The 17386-nt window shown below is 69.8% G+C and carries 18 protein-coding genes; 11 read left to right on the forward strand and 7 right to left on the reverse strand.

The window, feature by feature from the left end:
* Window positions 1-206 precede the first annotated feature (206 nt).
* The 7 genes from K7957_RS06445 (at window position 207) to K7957_RS06475 (ending at window position 10818) form a co-directional block, all read left to right on the forward strand.
* The gene (locus tag K7957_RS06445; RefSeq protein ID WP_223011184.1) at window positions 207-1121 is read left to right on the forward strand and encodes an ABC transporter ATP-binding protein; all 915 of its coding nucleotides are present in this window, start codon (window positions 207-209) and stop codon (window positions 1119-1121) included.
* A complete protein-coding gene (locus K7957_RS06450) occupies window positions 1118-2359 on the forward strand; it encodes an ABC transporter permease (RefSeq protein WP_223011185.1) in 1242 nt (413 codons plus the stop codon). The genes K7957_RS06445 and K7957_RS06450 overlap by 4 nt, the downstream gene beginning before the upstream one ends.
* A gap of 190 nt (window positions 2360-2549) precedes the next feature.
* Complete coding sequence (locus K7957_RS06455; protein WP_223011186.1) at window positions 2550-5846, forward strand: TonB-dependent receptor; 3297 nt, start codon at window positions 2550-2552, stop codon at window positions 5844-5846.
* 97 nt (window positions 5847-5943) lie between these two features.
* A complete protein-coding gene (locus K7957_RS06460) occupies window positions 5944-7107 on the forward strand; it encodes a sensor histidine kinase (RefSeq protein ID WP_223011187.1) in 1164 nt (387 codons plus the stop codon).
* Window positions 7107-7910: a LytR/AlgR family response regulator transcription factor gene (locus K7957_RS06465; RefSeq protein ID WP_223011188.1), complete on the forward strand. Its 804-nt coding sequence runs from the start codon at window positions 7107-7109 to the stop codon at window positions 7908-7910. Before K7957_RS06460 ends, K7957_RS06465 begins: the two co-directional genes overlap by 1 nt.
* Window positions 7907-8833, forward strand: coding sequence for an oxygen-dependent tRNA uridine(34) hydroxylase TrhO (gene trhO, locus K7957_RS06470; protein WP_246616821.1), 927 nt, complete (start codon window positions 7907-7909; stop codon window positions 8831-8833). The genes K7957_RS06465 and trhO overlap by 4 nt, the downstream gene beginning before the upstream one ends.
* A 122-nt stretch (window positions 8834-8955) precedes the next feature.
* On the forward strand, window positions 8956-10818 hold the full coding sequence (locus K7957_RS06475) for an ABC-F family ATP-binding cassette domain-containing protein (RefSeq protein ID WP_223011189.1): 1863 nt from the start codon (window positions 8956-8958) through the stop codon (window positions 10816-10818).
* Window positions 10819-10994: 176 nt separating this feature from the next.
* Here the strand turns inward: K7957_RS06475 and K7957_RS06480 are convergent, their stop codons facing one another.
* The 4 genes from K7957_RS06480 to K7957_RS06495 form a co-directional block, all read right to left on the reverse strand.
* Window positions 10995-11279 (reverse strand): DUF3297 family protein, encoded by a 285-nt coding sequence (locus K7957_RS06480; protein ID WP_223011190.1) that lies wholly within the window; start codon window positions 11277-11279, stop codon window positions 10995-10997.
* A gap of 78 nt (window positions 11280-11357) precedes the next feature.
* The gene (locus K7957_RS06485; RefSeq protein WP_223011191.1) at window positions 11358-11741 is read right to left on the reverse strand and encodes a hypothetical protein; all 384 of its coding nucleotides are present in this window, start codon (window positions 11739-11741) and stop codon (window positions 11358-11360) included.
* Window positions 11742-11900: 159 nt separating this feature from the next.
* Complete coding sequence (locus K7957_RS06490) at window positions 11901-12335, reverse strand: nucleoside deaminase (RefSeq protein ID WP_223011753.1); 435 nt, start codon at window positions 12333-12335, stop codon at window positions 11901-11903.
* An 84-nt stretch (window positions 12336-12419) separates the two neighbouring features.
* Window positions 12420-12647 carry a hypothetical protein gene (locus K7957_RS06495; RefSeq protein WP_223011192.1) on the reverse strand — a complete coding sequence of 76 codons (228 nt, stop codon included), beginning with the start codon at window positions 12645-12647 and terminating at the stop codon, window positions 12420-12422.
* A 175-nt stretch (window positions 12648-12822) separates the two neighbouring features.
* Here K7957_RS06495 and rpmB point away from each other — a divergent pair, with 175 nt between their 5' ends.
* Window positions 12823-13119: a 50S ribosomal protein L28 gene (gene rpmB / locus K7957_RS06500; protein WP_223011193.1), complete on the forward strand. Its 297-nt coding sequence runs from the start codon at window positions 12823-12825 to the stop codon at window positions 13117-13119.
* Between the two features lie 69 nt (window positions 13120-13188).
* Here rpmB and K7957_RS06505 read toward each other — a convergent pair whose 3' ends face one another.
* Window positions 13189-14154: an esterase-like activity of phytase family protein gene (locus K7957_RS06505; RefSeq protein WP_223011194.1), complete on the reverse strand. Its 966-nt coding sequence runs from the start codon at window positions 14152-14154 to the stop codon at window positions 13189-13191.
* A 150-nt stretch (window positions 14155-14304) separates the two neighbouring features.
* Here K7957_RS06505 and K7957_RS06510 point away from each other — a divergent pair, with 150 nt between their 5' ends.
* The gene (locus K7957_RS06510; RefSeq protein ID WP_223011195.1) at window positions 14305-14670 is read left to right on the forward strand and encodes a glycine zipper 2TM domain-containing protein; all 366 of its coding nucleotides are present in this window, start codon (window positions 14305-14307) and stop codon (window positions 14668-14670) included.
* A gap of 140 nt (window positions 14671-14810) precedes the next feature.
* Here the strand turns inward: K7957_RS06510 and K7957_RS06515 are convergent, their stop codons facing one another.
* Window positions 14811-15167, reverse strand: coding sequence for a hypothetical protein (locus K7957_RS06515; RefSeq protein WP_223011196.1), 357 nt, complete (start codon window positions 15165-15167; stop codon window positions 14811-14813).
* A complete protein-coding gene (locus tag K7957_RS06520; protein WP_223011197.1) occupies window positions 15164-15607 on the reverse strand; it encodes a hypothetical protein in 444 nt (147 codons plus the stop codon). Before K7957_RS06520 ends, K7957_RS06515 begins: the two co-directional genes overlap by 4 nt.
* A 119-nt stretch (window positions 15608-15726) precedes the next feature.
* On the opposite strand from K7957_RS06520, the gene obgE reads away from it, so the two are divergent.
* Together obgE and K7957_RS06530 are read left to right on the forward strand one after the other, a co-directional pair.
* The gene (gene obgE / locus K7957_RS06525; protein ID WP_223011198.1) at window positions 15727-16779 is read left to right on the forward strand and encodes a GTPase ObgE; all 1053 of its coding nucleotides are present in this window, start codon (window positions 15727-15729) and stop codon (window positions 16777-16779) included.
* A gap of 23 nt (window positions 16780-16802) precedes the next feature.
* On the forward strand, window positions 16803-17366 hold the full coding sequence (locus tag K7957_RS06530; protein ID WP_223011199.1) for a Uma2 family endonuclease: 564 nt from the start codon (window positions 16803-16805) through the stop codon (window positions 17364-17366).
* Window positions 17367-17386: the final 20 nt, after the last annotated feature.

Here is a 17386-nt window from a genome sequence, read left to right on the forward strand (position 1 = left end):
ACCAGCCGCAGGCTGGTGGAGGGGGGCTTCCGCGAGCGTTGCGCTGCGTGGAGAACCCCCGCCACCACCCGGCTGCGCCGGGCGGTCCCCCTCCCCGCCACGTGGGGAGGATCGCCGGGGGAGCACGCGTACCCGGGTCACCCCACCTCGCCGCTGGCCCCGGCGCGCGCACTCGCCTAGGCTCGGTCGCGACAAGGGGACGTCGGGTGGCGGATAACGGGATCGCGGTCAGTGCCGAGGCGCTGGTGAAACGCTATGGCGAGCGCCGCGTGGTCGACGGCGTCGATCTCACGGTGCCCGCGGGCGCGATCTACGGCGTGCTCGGCCCCAACGGCGCGGGCAAGACCACGACGCTGCGCATGCTGCTCGGCATCATCGAACCCGATTCCGGCCGGCGCCGCCTGCTCGGCAGCGACGCCCCGCGCGACGTCGGCGACCGCGTCGGCTACCTCCCCGAGGAGCGCGGCCTCTACCCCTCGATGACCGCACGCGAGGCGATCGCCTTCATGGGCGCGCTGCGCGGGCTGGAGTGGCGCACCGGCCGCGCGCGCGCCGCCGAGCTGCTCGAGGCGGCCGGGCTGGGCCACGCGATCGACGGCAAAATCCGCAAGCTCTCCAAAGGCATGGCGCAGCTGGTCCAGCTGCTCGGCGCGGTCGTCCACCGCCCCGACCTGCTCGTGCTCGACGAGCCCTTCTCCGGGCTCGACCCGGTCAACCAGGAGCGGCTGGAGGCGCTGATCCGCGCCGAGCAGGCGCGCGGCGCCACCATCCTCTTCTCCACCCACGTCATGCAGCACGCGCAGCGGCTGTGCGACCGGCTCGCGATCATCGCGCGCGGGCAGCGCCGCTTCGAGGGCACGGTCGACGAGGCGCGCGCGCTGCTGCCGCAGCACGTCCATTACGTGCCCCACCGCGCCGACCCGGCGATCGCCGCGCTGCTCCCTGCCGACGCGCGCGGCGACGGCGAGGGCTGGCGCTTCCAGCTGCCGAGCGACGGGATCGAGGCGGTGCTCACCCGGCTGATCGCCGCCGGGCACGGTATCGCCGGCCTGTCGATCGAGCGACCCGGCCTGCACGAGGCGTTCGTCCGCGTGGTCGGCGAGCAGGAGGCGCGCGCGTGACCCAGCTTCGCCGCCATCTCCGCCAGACGCTGACGATCGCGCGCCGGGACTTCGTCGCCACCGTCTTCACTCCGATCTTCCTGCTGTTCCTGTTCGCGCCGCTGATCATGGCCTCGTTCGGTGCGGTCGGCGGCATGGGCGCGGCGAGCGCGTCGGACAGCTCCGCCGCGCGCACCCGGCTGGTCGTGCTGTTCCCCGAGCCGGCGGCGCGGCGCGTGCTCGACGCCGACGCGCGCTGGCGGCCGCTGCTCGCCGGCGACTCGCGCCAGCCGCGCGTGGAGGCGCGCGCCCCCGCCGCCGACCGCGCGCACCAGGCTGCGGCGACTCTCGCCGAGGGCGCGCACGGCCATGACTCGGTCGACGTCGCCGCGGTGCTCTACGGCACGCTCGACCGCCCCGCGGTCCTCTACGCCGCGGGTGCTGGCGGGAGCGCGCGCTATCTCGCCGGCCTCGCGCGCGACGCCGCTTTGGCCGAACGCGCCGGTACCGTTCCTGCTAAGGCGACGCTCACCTCGGTGCAGACCGACGCGCCGTCGCAGGGCGTGCGCAAGGCGACCGGCTTCTTCGCGGTCTTCGGCATCTTCTTCCTCACCCTCTTTCTCTCCGGCCAGGTCGCCGGCACCATGGCGGAGGAACGCAACAACAAGGTGATCGAGGTGCTCGCCGCCGCGGTGCCGCTGGAGAGCGTGTTTCTCGGCAAGTTGGTCGGCATGTTCGGCGTGGCGGTGCTGTTCGTCACCTTCTGGGGCGTGGTGATCAGCCAGCTCGGCGGGCTCCTGCCTGGCGACGTCGGCGACTCGCTGCGCACGCTCGCCCCCGCGGTGGGCGGCGGCTGGTTCGCGCTGCTGTTCGGCGGCTATTTCACCATGGCCTATCTGCTGCTCGGCTCGGTCTTCCTCGGCGTCGGCGCGCAGGCCGCGACGATGCGCGAGATCCAGATGCTCTCGCTACCGATCACGATCGTACAGGTGGCGATGTTCGCGCTCTCCTCGGCGGCGGTGTCACACCCCGGCAGCTGGGTGGCGACGCTCGCCGAGCTGTTCCCGCTGTCGTCGCCGTTCGCGATGGCGGGGCGCGCGGCGAGCGACTCAGCGCTGTGGCCGCACGTCGCCGCGCTGGCGTGGCAGGCGCTGTGGGTGGCGATCTTCATCACCGTCGGCGCGCGGCTGTTCCGTCGCGGCGTGCTCCAGTCGGGCAGCCCGACTCCGGTGTGGAAGCGGCTGCTCCGACGCCGCTGAGCGAGGCGAGGCGGCACCGTATACGGCATCCTCGCTGTCGCTTTTTTGCAACGCTCCGCGACTGTGTTGCAGCGCAGGACGAAAGCGCTTTCCGCTGTCATGTAAGAGACATAATCGGACGTCATCGGCGCGCCCAACGACGACGAATTCCGTCGCGCACCAGGCCATGCGCCATAGGGGACATCTTCCGATGCGAAACAACCTTCTCGTAGGCGCGGCGCTGGTCGCACTCGTCGCGCCCGCCGCCGCCATGGCGCAGGAAACCACCTCGACGATCCGCGGCACCGTGACGGCCGAGGGCGCACCGGTGGCCGGCGCCTCGGTCGAGGTCGTCAACGTCCCCTCGGGCACGCGCTCGACCAGCACCACTGATTCAAAGGGCACGTTCAACGCCACCGGCCTGCGCCCGGGCGGCCCCTATTCGATCACGGTACGCGCCGCCGGCTATGCCGACACCACCGTCACCGACGTCACCACGATCGTCGCGCAGACCTTCGACCTGCCGATCGAGCTGACCCCGGAGGGCGCCGACGTCGTCGTCACCGCGGCCTCGATCCCGAGCGCGCGCACCGTCAGCCAGGGCCCGGCGACCGTGCTCAACGCCGAGAAGATCGGCACCATCGCCTCGGTCAACCGCGACATCCGCGACCTGATGCGCCGCGACCCGCTCGCCCGTCTCGACGATACGCCCAGCGGCGGCCGGGCGGTCAGCTTCGCCGGACAGAACGCCCGCTTCAACCGCTTCACCGTCGACGGCGTGCCGATCACCGACAATTTCGGCCTCAACCCGGACGGCCTGCCGAGCCGCCGCTCGCCCATCCCGCTCGACGCGATCGGCCAGTTCCAGACCAAGGTCGCGCCGTACGACGTGCGCGAGGGCAATTTCCAGGGCGGCGTCGTCAACGTCATCCTCAAGTCGGGCACCAACGAGTTCCACGGCACCGGCTTCTACTCCTACTCGGCCGACGAGCTGAGCGGTTCCAACACGAAGGCCGGCCCGGGCGTGCCAACCGGCAAGGTGATCCTGCCCAACTTCAAGTATGAGAATTACGGCGCCGAGCTGTCCGGCCCGATCATCAAGGACCGGTTGTTCTTCATGGTCGCCGGCGAGCGCCTGCGCGCGCCGCGCCCGATCGCCGAGGGCCCCAGCGACGCCAACGCGGGCACCACCATCCCCAACCTGACGCTCGCCGACGTCAACAACGTCTCGGCGATCGCGCAGTCGCGCTACGGCTACGACACCGGCGGCGTCGTCAGCAGCAACCAGGACAAGGACGACCGGCTCGTCGCCCGCATCGACGCCAACCTCTCGGACACGCAGCGGCTGGCGCTGACCTACAGCTACGCCGAGGACTCGATCGTCCTCACCAACAACACCAGCGCCAACACCAGCTCGCCCGGCCTCGGCCTGGCGTCGAACGCCTATCTCCAGGGCAACAAGCTGCACACCGGCGTGATCCAGCTGAACTCGGACTGGTCGGACAGCTTCTCGACCGAGGCGCGCGGCTTCTACAAGAAGTACACCCGCATCCAGGATCCGCTGCTGGGCCGCGGCTTCGCCGAGATGCGCGTCTGCACCGCGCCGACCTCGGACCGCGGCAACCCCGGCAGTGCCGGCGCCGGCGCCTCGCTCAACTGCGCCCCGGGCTATGCCACGGTCGCGTTCGGTCCCGACGTGTCGCGCCAGTTCAACGCGCTCAGCACCGAGACTTGGGGCGGCACGCTGCAGGCCCGCGTCACCCGCGAGGGCCACGACCTGCGCATCTTCACCGACATCCAGCATGTCGACGTGTTCAACGCCTTCCTCAGCTCGTCGAACCCGCGCGCCGGCACCACCGGTTCCTATTACTTCGACTCGCTGGCGGACTTCCAGGCGGGCAACGCGCAGCGCTTCGGCTACACCAACGCGGTGCCGTCGCTCGATCCGAACAACGCCGCGGCGCAGTTCAACTACTGGCAATATGCCTTCGGCGTGCAGGACGTCTGGAGCATCACGCCGACGCTGAACTTCGCCTATGGCATGCGCTACGACCTGTACGGCAGCCACAGCCGCCCGTCGCTCAACCCGACGTTCACCCAGCGCTACGGCTTCACCAACCAGGAGTTCCTGTCGGGCCGCGGCCTGTTCCAGCCGCGCTTCGGGTTCGACTGGAAGCCGGTGCGCGAGATCAGCCTGCGCGGCGGCATCGGCATCTTCGGCGGCGGCGCGCCCGACGTCTACACGTCGAACAGCTTCTCGAACACGGGCATCCTGTCCAACGTGATCGACGTGCGCCAGATCAACAACGGCACGTACGAGGGCACCGGGCTGCCGTCGCAGGCGGTCGGCCAGGCGATCCTGAGCAACGTCAACGGCGGGACGATCCCGACCGCGGCGAACACCTACCTCCAGGGCGGCGTCTCCGCGGCGGCGACCAACGCGGTGGCGCCGAACTTCCGCCTGCCGTCGCAGTGGCGCGGCACGCTGTCGCTCGACTATACGCCGCAGTTCCTCGGCGGCGGCTGGACCTTCGGCGGCGACTTCTTCTGGTCGGACGTGCGCGACCAGGTGTTCTGGACCGACATCCGCTCGGTCCCGACCGCGGCGCGCACCCCGGACGGCCGCATCCGCTACACCTCGCTGACGACGTCGTCGGACACGCTCAACGACATCCTGCTGACCAACACCGGGCGCGGCCGCAGCTACGTCGGCGTCGCGCGGATCAACAAGCAGTTCGACTTCGGGCTCTACCTGGGCGCGAGCTACACCTACCAGAACATCAAGGATCGCACCCCGGCGACCTCGTCGACCGCTGGCTCGAACTATGCCAACGGCGCCTTCCTCGACGCCAACGGCGCGGCCTATGGCACGTCGAACGACGAGGTGAAGCACAACTTCAAATATGACGTGACGTTCGATCACGCCTTCGTCGGCGACTACAAGACGCGCCTGTCGCTGTTCGGCGAGACCCGCATCGGTCGCCCGTACAGCTACACGATGCAGGACACGTCGAGCGGGCGCAGCGCGATCTTCGGCACCACCGGTTCGAACACGCGCTACCTGATGTACGTGCCGACCGGGATCGACGATCCGCTCGTCACCTACGACAGCACGACCACCGCGGCGACGCTCAACCAGTTCTTCGAGGACTCGGGGCTGGCCAAGTATCGCGGCAAGATCGCGCCGCGCAACGCGTTCAACTCGAAGTGGTTCACCCGGATCGACCTGCACGTCGGCCAGGAGATCCCGACCTTCGTGGGCAACTCGCGCTTCGAGCTGTTCGCGGACATCGAGAACTTCACCAACCTGCTCAACAAGAACTGGGGGCAGATCCGCGAGTATCAGTTCCCCTACACCGCGGTGGCGGCGCGGGTGAGCTGCGTGACGGTGGGCAGCAACACCTGCGCCCAGTATCGCTACTCGCTGCCCAACGCGACGCCGAGCGACACGATCTACGCGTCGCAGTCGCTCTACACGATCCGCGTCGGCGCGCGCTTCACCTTCTAAGCGCGCCACACGACCGACCTGACCAGGCCGCCGCCCCCGCCCGGGGCGGCGGCCTTCCTTTTGCGCCAAGCGGTTCGCGGGTGTAGAGGGGGCCGCGATGGCGACCTCCGCGACCCATGCGCCCCCCGCGCCTACCGCCCCCGTCCCGAGCTCGACCAGCGTCGCTTCCCCGGCGCGCCAGCTGTTCGTGCGCCCCTTCTTCGAGGACAAGGCCGCGGCCTTCTGGAAGCTGCAGGCGGCGGGCTGGACCGGCTACATGCTGCTGCGCTCGGTCTCGTCGCTGTCGGTGAGCTTCTCGCTCAAATCGATCGTGCCGGTGATCATCGAGTCGATCGTCGGCTATTGCATCACGCTGCTGCTCTCGACGCTGTACGGCTTCTACCGCCGGCTGCCGCGCGTCTCCGGCATCATGCTGTCGATCTTCACGCTCTCGGCCGCGACCTTCCTCTACGCCACGCTCGACGCCTTCTCGTTCAGCCTGATCAAGCTCGCCGCGCCCGGGATCGACCTGTCGGTGCTGCTGGCGACGCTGTTCCTCAACTTCACCGTGCTGGCGGGCTGGTCGGCGCTGTATTTCGGGATCAACTTCTACCTGATCGTCGAGGACCAGATCGATCAGATGGAGCATCTCGAGAACCAGGCCTCGAGCGCACAGCTGGCGATGCTGCGCTACCAGCTCAACCCGCACTTCCTGTTCAACACGCTCAACTCGATCTCGACCTTGGTGCTGCTCAAGCAGACCGAGCGCGCCAATGCGATGCTGTCGCGGCTCGCCTCGTTCCTGCGCTACACGCTCGCCAACGAGCCCACCGCGCACGTCACCGTCGCGCAGGAGGTCGAGACGCTCAAGCTGTATCTCGAGATCGAGAAGATGCGATTCGAGGAGCGGCTGCGCCCCAAGTTCGAGGTCGACCCCGCCGTCGAGAAGGCACGACTGCCGTCGCTGCTGCTCCAGCCGCTGGTCGAGAATGCGATCAAATACGCGGTCACGCCGCAGGAGGACGGCGCCGAGATCTGCGTCTCCGCGCGGCTCGTCGGCGACAGGGTGCTGCTCGGCGTATCCGACACCGGTCCGGGCTTGATGCCGACCAAATCGCGGCCAAGCCTTTCCACCGGCGTCGGCATCGCCAATATCAGGGAGCGGCTGGCACAGGCCTACGGGCCTGACCACCGCTTCGACGTGCGGGCCATGCCGACGGGCGGGTTCGGGGTCGAGATCGAGATCCCGTACCAGCGCGAAGTACCGAATAGAGAGGTGTGATGAGCATTCGTACCATCCTCGTCGACGACGAGCCGCTCGCGATCCAGGGGCTGGAGCTCCGACTCGCGGCGCACGACGACGTCGAGATCATCGCCAAGTGCCAGAACGGGCGCGAGGCGATCAGCGCGATCAAGACCCACAAGCCCGACCTCGTCTTCCTCGACATCCAGATGCCGGGCTTCGACGGTTTCTCGGTGGTGCAAGGGCTGATGGACGTCGAGCCCCCGCTCTTCGTCTTCGTCACCGCCTATTCCGATCACGCGATCCGCGCCTTCGAGGCGCAGGCGACCGATTATCTGATGAAGCCGGTCGAGGAGGCCCGCCTGGCCGACACGCTCGACCGCGTGCGCCAGCGTCTGTCCGAGCGGCAGAGCGCGGGTGAGGCGGAGAAGCTCAAGGAGGTGCTCGCCGAGCATGCCCCGCAGGCGGCCGCCGACATGGCCGACGGCGGCGGCGACCCGGTCAACGCCAGCCGCTTCGAGAAGATGATCAACATCAAGGATCGCGGCCAGATCTTCCGCGTCGACGTCGACACGATCGAGCGGATCGACGCCGCGGGCGACTATATGTGCATCTACACCGGCGACAACACGCTGATCCTGCGCGAGACGATGAAGGACCTGGAGAAAAGGCTCGACCCGCGCCGGTTCCAGCGCATCCACCGCTCGACGATCGTCAATCTCGACCTCGTCAAGCAGGTCAAGCCGCACACCAACGGCGAGTGTTTCCTGGTGCTCGACTCGGGCGCCAGCGTGAAGGTGAGCCGCAGCTACCGCGACGTGGTGGCGCGCTTCGTCCATTGAGCGACGTGCCCGTCCGCGTCGACGCGCTCTACCGCTTCGCGCGGCTCGACGACCCGCACGCGCTGCGCGGACCGCTGCTGGCGATCGCGCGGGAGGGCGGGGTGCGCGGTACCTTGCTGCTCGCGAGCGAGGGGGTGAACGGCACGGTGGCGGGCGCGCCCGAGGCGCTCGACCGGCTGCTCGCGCCGATCCGCGCTTTGCCGGGCGGCGCGCTGTCGCTCAAGCACAGCTGGACCGCCGCCTCGCCGTTCCACCGGCTCAAGGTGAAGGTGAAACGCGAGATCGTCACGATGGGCGAGCCGGTCGACCCGCTCACTGAGGCCGGCAGCTATGTCGCGCCGGCCGAGTGGAACGCGCTGATGGACGATCCCGCCACGCTCGTGATCGACACGCGCAACGCCTATGAGGTGCGGGTCGGCAGCTTCGCGGGCGCGGTCGACCCGGGCACCGCGAGCTTCGCCGACTTCCCCGCCTGGTTCCGCGCCAACCGCGACACCTTGCTCGCGGGGAAGACGCGCGTGGCGATGTTCTGCACCGGCGGGATCCGCTGCGAGAAATCGACCGCGCTGCTGAAGCGCGAAGGGGTCGAGCAGGTCCACCACCTCGACGGCGGCATCCTGCGCTATCTCGAGGAGGTGCCCGCGGCGGAGAGCCGCTGGTCGGGCGAGTGTTTCGTGTTCGACCAGCGAGTCGCGGTCGGCCACGGGTTGGCGGCGGGCACCCACCTGCTGTGCCACGCCTGCCGCATGCCGGTGAGCGCCGCGGATCGCGCCTCGCCGCTGTACGCGGAGGGGGTGAGCTGCCCCGCCTGCCACGACTCCCGCGACGACGCGCAGCGCGCCAGCTACGCCGAGCGCCACCGCCAGCAGCGGCTCGCCGAGGCGCGCGGCGAGGAGCATGTCGGGCAGCGGTTCGAGGGCTAGCCGTGTTCCTGCGTACGCAGGAACCGAGGATGACGGAAGGAGGGGGACGCCGCCACCCGCGCCGCGCACCAACCCACCAACCCACCTTCCCGCCCCCGCCGCGATGCGGTAGACGCGCGCGCATGCTCAACCTCAACGGCATCACCGTGCGCCTCGGCGGGCGCACGATCCTCGACGGCGCGACCGCGGCGCTACCGCCCGGCAGCCGCGTCGGCCTGATCGGGCGCAACGGCGCGGGCAAGTCGACGCTGGTGCGCGTCATCGCGGGCCAGCTCGAGCCCGACGACGGCTCGGCCGACATGCCCAAAGGCGCGCGGCTCGGCTATATCGCGCAGGAGGCGCCCGCGGGCGACGCCACGCCGTTCGACACGGTGATCGCCGCCGACCTCGAGCGCGCCGCGCTGATGATCGAGAGCGAGACCTGCGAGGACCCGGACCGGCTCGGCGACGTCTACGAGCGGCTGATCGCGATCGACGCCTACACCGCCCCCGCGCGCGCGGCGCAGATCCTGATCGGGCTCGGCTTCGACGAGGAGATGCAGCAGCGCCCGCTCGACAGCTTCTCGGGCGGTTGGAAGATGCGCGTCGCGCTCGCCGCCCTGCTCTTCTCCCAGCCCGACCTGCTGCTGCTCGACGAGCCGTCGAACCACCTCGACCTCGAGGCGGTGATGTGGCTGGAGGACTTCCTGAAGAGCTACCCCGCGACGATCGTCGTGGTCAGCCACGAGCGCGACTTCCTCAACAACGTCGTCGACCACATCCTCCACCTCCAGGGCGGCAAGATCACGCTCTATCCCGGCGGCTATGATGCGTTCGAGCGCCAGCGCGCCGAGCGCATGGCGCAGCTCGAGGCGGCGCGCGCCAACCAGGCGGCGCAGCGCGAGAAACTGCAGTCGTACATCGCCAAGAACTCGGCCCGCGCCTCCACCGCCAAGCAGGCGCAGAGCCGGCAGAAGATGCTCGCCAAGATGCAGCCGATCGCGGAGATGGCGAACGACCCGACGCTGTCGTTCGGCTTCCCGGATCCGAGCGAGCTGCGCCCGCCGCTGATCACGCTCGATCTCGCCAGCGTCGGCTATAACGCCACGCCGATCCTCAAGCGGCTCAACATGCGGCTCGATCCCGACGACCGCGTCGCGCTGCTCGGGCGCAACGGCAACGGCAAGACCACGCTGGCACGGCTGCTCGCGGCGCAGCTGACCCCGCTGGAGGGCGCGATGAACGCGACGCCCAAGATGAAGGTCGGCTACTTCACCCAATATCAGGTGGAGGAGCTCGACACCGACGACACGCCGCTCGAGCATATGACGCGCATCATGAAAGGCGCCACGCCCGCCGCGGTGCGCGCGCAGCTGGGGCGCTTCGGCTTCTCCGGCGACAAGGCCACCACCAAAGTGGGCAAGCTCTCGGGCGGCGAGCGCGCGCGGCTGGCGCTGGCGCTGATCACGCGCGAGGCGCCGCACCTGCTGATACTCGACGAGCCGACCAACCACCTCGACGTCGACGCGCGCGAGGCGCTGGTGCAGGCGCTCAACGCTTACTCGGGCGCGGTGGTGCTGGTCAGCCACGACCGCCACATGCTCGAGCTCACCGCCGACCGACTGGTGCTGGTGGACGAGGGCACCGCGCGCGAGTTCGACGGCAGCCTCGACGATTACATCGCCTTCGTGCTCAAGGGCGATCCCGCCAAGCCGGGGATGAGCAAGGCCGAACGCAAGGCCGACAAGAAGGCCGCGGCGGAGCGGCGCGACCGCGACGCCGCATTGCGCAAGACCGTGCGCGAGCTGGAAGCGGAGATGGCGCGGCTCACGGCGGAGCGCTCGGGCATCGAGCGCGCGATGGCGGACCCGACCGGCGCCGACCCGCGCTGGCGCGGCACGCCGATGGGTGAGCTAAGCCGGATGCGCGGCGACGTGCAGGCGGTGCTCGACACGGTCGAGCTGCGCTGGATGGAGGCGAGCGAGACGCTGGAGAGCGCCAACTGAGCGACTTCGATCCTCCCCTTGCAGGGGAGGTGGCAGGCCTCAGGCCTGACGGAGGGGTGACCCGGGTGGTGAGTGTCGCTCGGCTCACCGCGGGACACACCCCTCCACCACGCCCTTCGGGCGCGGTCCCCATCCCCTTATAGGGGAGGATTTAAGAGGGCCGAGCGGCCGCAGCCCTACTCGTCCGCGCCCGCGTCCTCCGTGCCCTCGCCCTCGCCACCGCCGCCGCGCTCGAACCATGCCTCGACCGGGCCGCTGAGCTTGATCGTCAGCGGGCGACCGTGGCGATCGACCTTCTTGCCGAGCGCGACGCGGATCCAGCCCTCGGAGATGCTGTATTCCTCGACGTCGCGACGCTCGACGCCCTTGAAGCGAATACCGACGCCGCGCTGGAGCGCGGCCTGGTCGAAGTGCGGGCTCGACGGATCGATCGAGAGATGGTCGGGAGGGGTATCGGTCATGGCGCGGCGCCATGCCGCAATCCGCGCGCGCAGGCCATCAAAAAACGGCGCGGGATCGCTCCCGCGCCGTTCGAGTGGTCAGTAGCCGTAACCGTAATAGCCCGGCGCCCGGTAATCGCGATAATAGCCGCGCGGCTCGTAGTAATAGGCCCGGGGCGGCGGGGCATACTCACGGTAATAGACGCGCGGCGGCGGCGCCGGATAATAGCCGCGGTCGTAGTAGCCGCGATCGGCGTAATAGCCGCGATCGTAGCGATCGTAGTAGCGGTCGCGGTTGTTGCTCGACGCGATCGCCGCGCCCAACCCCAGCCCGATCACGCCGCCGAGCAACGCGCCCGCCGCCGTGTCGCCGCCGCGATCGCGGTGACGCCAGTAACGCTGCGCCTCCGCGGGCGCGGCGCTGGTCAGTGCGGTCGCCGCCAGTGCGGTGGCGAGCCCAACCTTTTTCCACAGTCCCGACATCTCAAGACCTCCTCAACTCGGTTCGCATGATGGGTCCAACGCAAAGTGATGCGAGCCTGTTGCGATGATTAACCGAGTCGCGGTGAACCGTGCCGGAATGTGGCATTCATCGGGCGTATAGGCGGTAGCGCGGCGGAGAGGAGCAGCGCCGGCGACGGCTCAGCGCGGTCGCCGTGCGACGAAGAAATCGCGCAGCAGCCCCGCCGCCTCTCGCGCGCCGATCCCCGCGTAGATCTCCGGTCGGTGATGGCAGGTGGGCTGGGTGAAGAAGCGCGCGCCATGCTCCACCGCGCCACCCTTGGGGTCGTCCGCGGCATAATAGAGCCGCGCGATCCGTGCGTGCGCGATCGCACCGGCGCACATCGCGCAGGGCTCTAGCGTCACCCATAGATCGCAATCCGCCAACCGGTCGCGGCCGAGCGCGCGCGCGGCGGCGCGGATGGCAAGCATCTCGGCGTGCGCGGTAGGATCGCACGTCGCGCGCGGCGCATTGGCCGCGACCGCGATCAATTGGCCTTCGCACACCACCGCCGCGCCCACCGGTACCTCGCCGCGAGTCGCCGCCTCCCGTGCCGCGTCGAGCGCCTGGCGCATGGCGGGGGGCAGCGGGATCATGCCGGCGCGCCTAGCGTGCCGCGCTCCGCCCCGCCAGCCTGAGCGACATCGCTCCGCGGCGACTCAGTGCTGTTCGCCGGGCTTCTGGATGTCGACCTTGGGCACTTCGACCGTCTTGTTCTCGGTGCCGACGCTGACCTTGGCGACGTCCGCCTCGAACTTGGGCGCCTGTCCGCCCTCGAGCCGTGGCAGCTGCGCGGTCTGCGTCTGATCGAACTTGACGAATCCCAGCATCATCGCGGCGAGCAGCACCAGGGCCGCGATCCCCACCAGAGCGAGCAACATGCGCATGTGATATCCTCCCGATCGGTACGTTAGCGCAACAACGCCATGGCCGCTACAACGCGCCGCCGTGAGCGAGGTTGCCACTGGCCCGGCGTGGCCGATCGCGTGATCGCTTGACCGATCGGCCGTCGCGGGCTATCGCGCCCCACTTTCCGGGCAACCGATATTCAGGATCGATCACATGTCGCGCATCTGCGAGCTGACCGGCAAGGGCCGGCAGGTGGGGCACAACGTCTCCCACGCCAACAACAAGACCAAGCGCACGTTCCTGCCGAACCTGCAGAACGTCACGCTGCTCTCGGACGCGCTGGAGCGTTCGGTGTCGCTACGTGTCTCGACCCACGGGCTGCGCTCGGTCGAGCACAACGGCGGGCTGGACAACTGGCTGGTCAAGACCTCTGACGACAAGCTGTCGCTCAAGGCGCGCCGGCTCAAGCGCGATGTCGTGAAGAAGCGCGCCGCCGCCGTCGCGGCCTGATCCGCTTCCCCGATCCGATCGATCGCGGCCCGCCGTCCCCGTGACGGCGGGCCGCTTCGCGTACGCGGCTCAGCCGTGCCAGCGGAATTTGGCGAGCACGGTCGGGCGCCAGCGCGACATGTCGTTGTCGGTGACCACCCAGATCATCGTCGCGCCGCGCTCCACGCTGACCGCTACGCCCTCGGCATTCTCATGCGCCATGATCGCGCTGAGATCGGCCACGATCGGCCCGACCAGTAGCGCACCGGGGCGAATCGAATCGCGCGCGATTCGCACCAACACCGAGTCGAAACGCAACGGCGGGAAGTGCCAGCGCCGGTTGAGCACCAGCACGTCGCCGTTCGGCAGGACGGCGGCGTCACTCGGCGCGAAGCCCTCGGGCGGCTGATAGTGTAGCACGCCCCAGACCGCGCCGGGCGCGGTCGGGTCACCCGCGAAGAGCAGGGCCTCATGGGGCTCACGCATGCCACGCCAACCCTCCTGGAGGACGAGGAAGCGGCCGTCGTTCAGCCGCACCAGTGACTCAGGCCCGGTGTTGTCACCCCAGCGCCGCATCGGCTTGGGCGCGATCCGCGCGGTGGCGTGCTCGAGGTCGGGGGCGAACCGCCAGATCTCGTTCACTCGCTCGAAGCCGATCCACGCGTCGCCGGTAGTGCGATCGAGCACCAGCGACTCGGTGTCGCGATCCTGGCGCATCCAGCCGGTACCCGGGCCGTCCTTCAGCGACACGACGCCGCGACGTGTCAGCCGCGCGCCCGCGATGCTGAGTCGGAGGAACTGGCCGCCGTCGCTCAGCAACACCGCCTCGTCACCGCGCAGCGCCAGCGCCGAATAGCCGCCGAAGGCATGATCGTCCGAGCTGAGCGAGAGCGCGCCGAGCGGTTCGAGCGGGCCGAGCCGGCGCGGCCATCCGCCCCGCGGCGGAAGCCATCGCGCACGCACCGTCGCGTCGGACGAGAGCACCGGCAACCGCGCCTCGCCGGCCCAGCCGGGCACCAGCAGCAGCACCGCCAGCAGGGAGAGGAACCAGCGCATCGCGGCGCTCTACGGGAGCCATGCCCCCGGGGAAAGAAGGATGAACCTTCGATAACGGGCGCATTCAGGGTCGGCTCAACGCGACTCGAGCATAACCGCAACATCGACGGGCAGCCCCGCCGACCGGAACAAGCAAACGGGAGATGACCGATGTTCAAGAATCTCGCTCTGGCTGGCGCCGCGCTCGCGATGGGCACCGCCGCGATCGCGCCGACCGCCGCCGACGCGCAGCGTTACTATGGCAGCCGCTATGATCGCGACTATCGGGACAATCGCTACGAGCGCAGCAGCTACCGCGACTATGACCGTCGCGGCGACTCGCGCCGGTACAATTACAACCAGCGCTGCTCGGGCGGCACCACCGGCACGGTGGTGGGCGCGATCGCGGGCGGCCTGCTCGGCCGGGTCATCGACTCGCGCGGCGACCGCACGCTGGGCACGGTGCTGGGTGGCGTCGGCGGCGCGGTCGCGGGCAACGCGATCGAAAAGTCGAACAACCCGCGGTACTGCCGTTAACTTCTTGCGGTTACAGGGGCGGACGTGGCCGAGCGGCCGTGCTGTCCCGACCGCCACGAGTTCCCTCGCGTAGAGTAGGAGGGCGCGGGTCCGGTACCTTCGGGTGCCGGACCCGTAGTTTCATGTGGACCACGAATACACTATTGATAGTGGCCGAGCCGCTCGAACCCGGCGTTGGTCTTCGCCATCTTCATCAGCTTGCGGATCTGCCCGCGCGCGTGGCGATCGAACTTGCGATCGTCGTAGACGCCACGCCAGATGAACTCGTCCTTTTCCTGAAGGGCCTTCAGCGCGGCGGTCAGCGTGTGCTGGTTATCGGTCGCGCCGCCGCGCAGCAGCGCCGCGCACACCATCTCCTCGGCCGCGGCCTGGTCGCAGTCGTCGTGCCGGTCGCGGCCGTGGCGCTCGGCGGTGACCTGGTCGGCGCGCGCCGCCGCGACTCGGCGCTCGAGCCAGGTGCGCACCGCGGCGGCGTCCCAGGCAGCCGATACGGTCACGCCGCCTCCGCGTCCGCGGCGAGCACCCGGGCGACCTCGTCCTCGGCCAGGCCGAACACCGCGGCCAGCCCGGCGAGGCTCGCACCGCGCGCCGCGAGCGTGCGGATCCGCTCGCTGTCCACCAGCGTGGCATAACCGCTGACGTCGCGATCCTGCCGCACCACGTCGCGCCGCCCGGAGCCGCGCTTGCGCTCGGCCGCAGCGCGGTGTGGGTCGCGCTCGGCCAATGCCGTCGCGGTCTTGCGACGCGAGCGACGTGCCGCCTCGCGCTCCTGCGCCTGCGCCTCGCGCGCCGCGGCGCGCGTCTCGAGCCGCGCCGTCATCGCGTCCGCCCGTGCCGCGGCGCGCGCCTCGCTCGACCCCGCGCGCTCGTCGGCGCTTGTGGCGGCGTCGCGGCGCTCGCCCCCTGCTCCCCCCAGGTTCCAGCTGCTGTCGACCACGCTCGCTCCCACGGCGCCCCGTGCGCCCCTGTCCGCTCCTACGGTGACGGCGGCATCGCGGGCAACCCGCTGCCACGACGCTGTCGCTTTAGCCGGCGCGACGCGGTACGGAGCGCGCCATGCATTTCCTCGATCAGGCAAAGATTTTCGTGCGCTCGGGCGCGGGCGGCCCCGGCGCGGTCAGCTTCCGGCGCGAGAAGTACATCGAATATGGCGGCCCCGACGGTGGCGACGGCGGCAAGGGCGGCGACATCATCTTCGAGGCGGTGGCCGGGCTGAATACGCTGATCGACTTCCGCTATACCCAGCATTTCCGCGCGCCGCGGGGCACCGGCGGCTCGGGCAGCAACCGCACCGGCGGGGGCGGCAAGGACCTCGTCATCAAGGTGCCGGTCGGCACGCAGGTGCTCGCCGACGACGAGGAGCGCACGCTGCTCGCCGATCTCACCAAGGTGGGCGAGCGCATCGTGTTCCTGCGCGGCGGCGACGGCGGGCGCGGCAACGCCAGCTACAAGACCTCCACCAACCGCGCGCCGCACCAGCACGGCACCGGCTGGCCCAGCGACGAGGCCTGGGTGTGGCTGCGGCTCAAGCTGCTCGCCGACGCCGGGCTGGTCGGGCTGCCCAACGCGGGCAAGTCGACCTTCATCAACCAGGTGACCAACGCGCAGGCCAAGGTGGGCGCCTATGCCTTCACCACGACTCGCCCGCAGCTCGGCGTCGTGCGCCACAAGCAGCGCGAGTTCGTCGTCGCCGACATACCCGGGCTGATCGAGGGCGCCGCCGAGGGCGCGGGCGTCGGCGACCGCTTCCTCGGCCATATCGAGCGCTGCCGCGTGCTGCTCCACCTCGTCGACGCCGAGGACGACGACGTGGCGGAGAGCTACCGCATCGTCCGCGACGAGCTGGCGGCCTATGGTGGCGGGCTCGAGGACAAGCCCGTGGTGGTCGCGCTCAACAAGATCGACACGCTCGACGACGAGCTGATCGCGGCGCTGGCGGCCGAGCTGGAGGAAGCGAGCGGCGCCGAGGTGATCCCGCTCTCGGGCGCGAGCGGCGTCGGCGTCGACTGGGCGCTCGACAAACTGCTCGAGGCGATCCCGACGAGCGAGTCGCCGGTCGACGACGACGGCGAGGAGGAAGCGCTGGAATGGTCGCCGCTGCGGGGGTAGATTGAAGCGCCTATGAGGGAGTCATGGCCACGCAGATCACGCCCGACTACCCGCTGCTGACCGCCGACCGCTTCCTCGAGATGGACTTCGGGGAGGACAAGGCGGAGCTCGACAACGGCGTCGTGCGGATGATGGCCGGCGGGTCGGCGCGCCATGCCGAAGTCGCCGCCAACATCATCTCGACCTTGCGGCTGCTCCTTCGCGGCAGCGGCTGCAAGCCGTACGGATCCGACATGGCGCTGAAGACCCACGACTTCTCCGTGCGTCTTCCCGACGTGGCCGTCTTCTGCGGCAAGAACGATCCGGCGTTCGACACGGCCAAAGCCTTCACCGACCCGCGCGTCCTGTTCGAGGTGCTCTCCGGCAGCACCGCGCGCACCGATCTCCGAGTGAAGCTGGACGAGTATAAGGCGCTGCCCAGCGTCGACACGATCGTGTTCGTCGACATCGCGACCGAGCGCCTGCGCGTGCTGCAGCGCACGGCGCCGCGCGCGTGGAGCGACGTCGCGCACGACGCCCCCGCCGACCTCGCGCTGCCCGCGCTCAGCCTCACCCTCCCGCACGCCGAGATCTTCGCGCGCGATTGAGCCCGGCGCGCGCGCGCGCT

It is taken from the genome of Sphingomonas yunnanensis (genome assembly GCF_019898765.1).
GTDB classification, from domain to species: domain Bacteria; phylum Pseudomonadota; class Alphaproteobacteria; order Sphingomonadales; family Sphingomonadaceae; genus Sphingomonas; species Sphingomonas yunnanensis.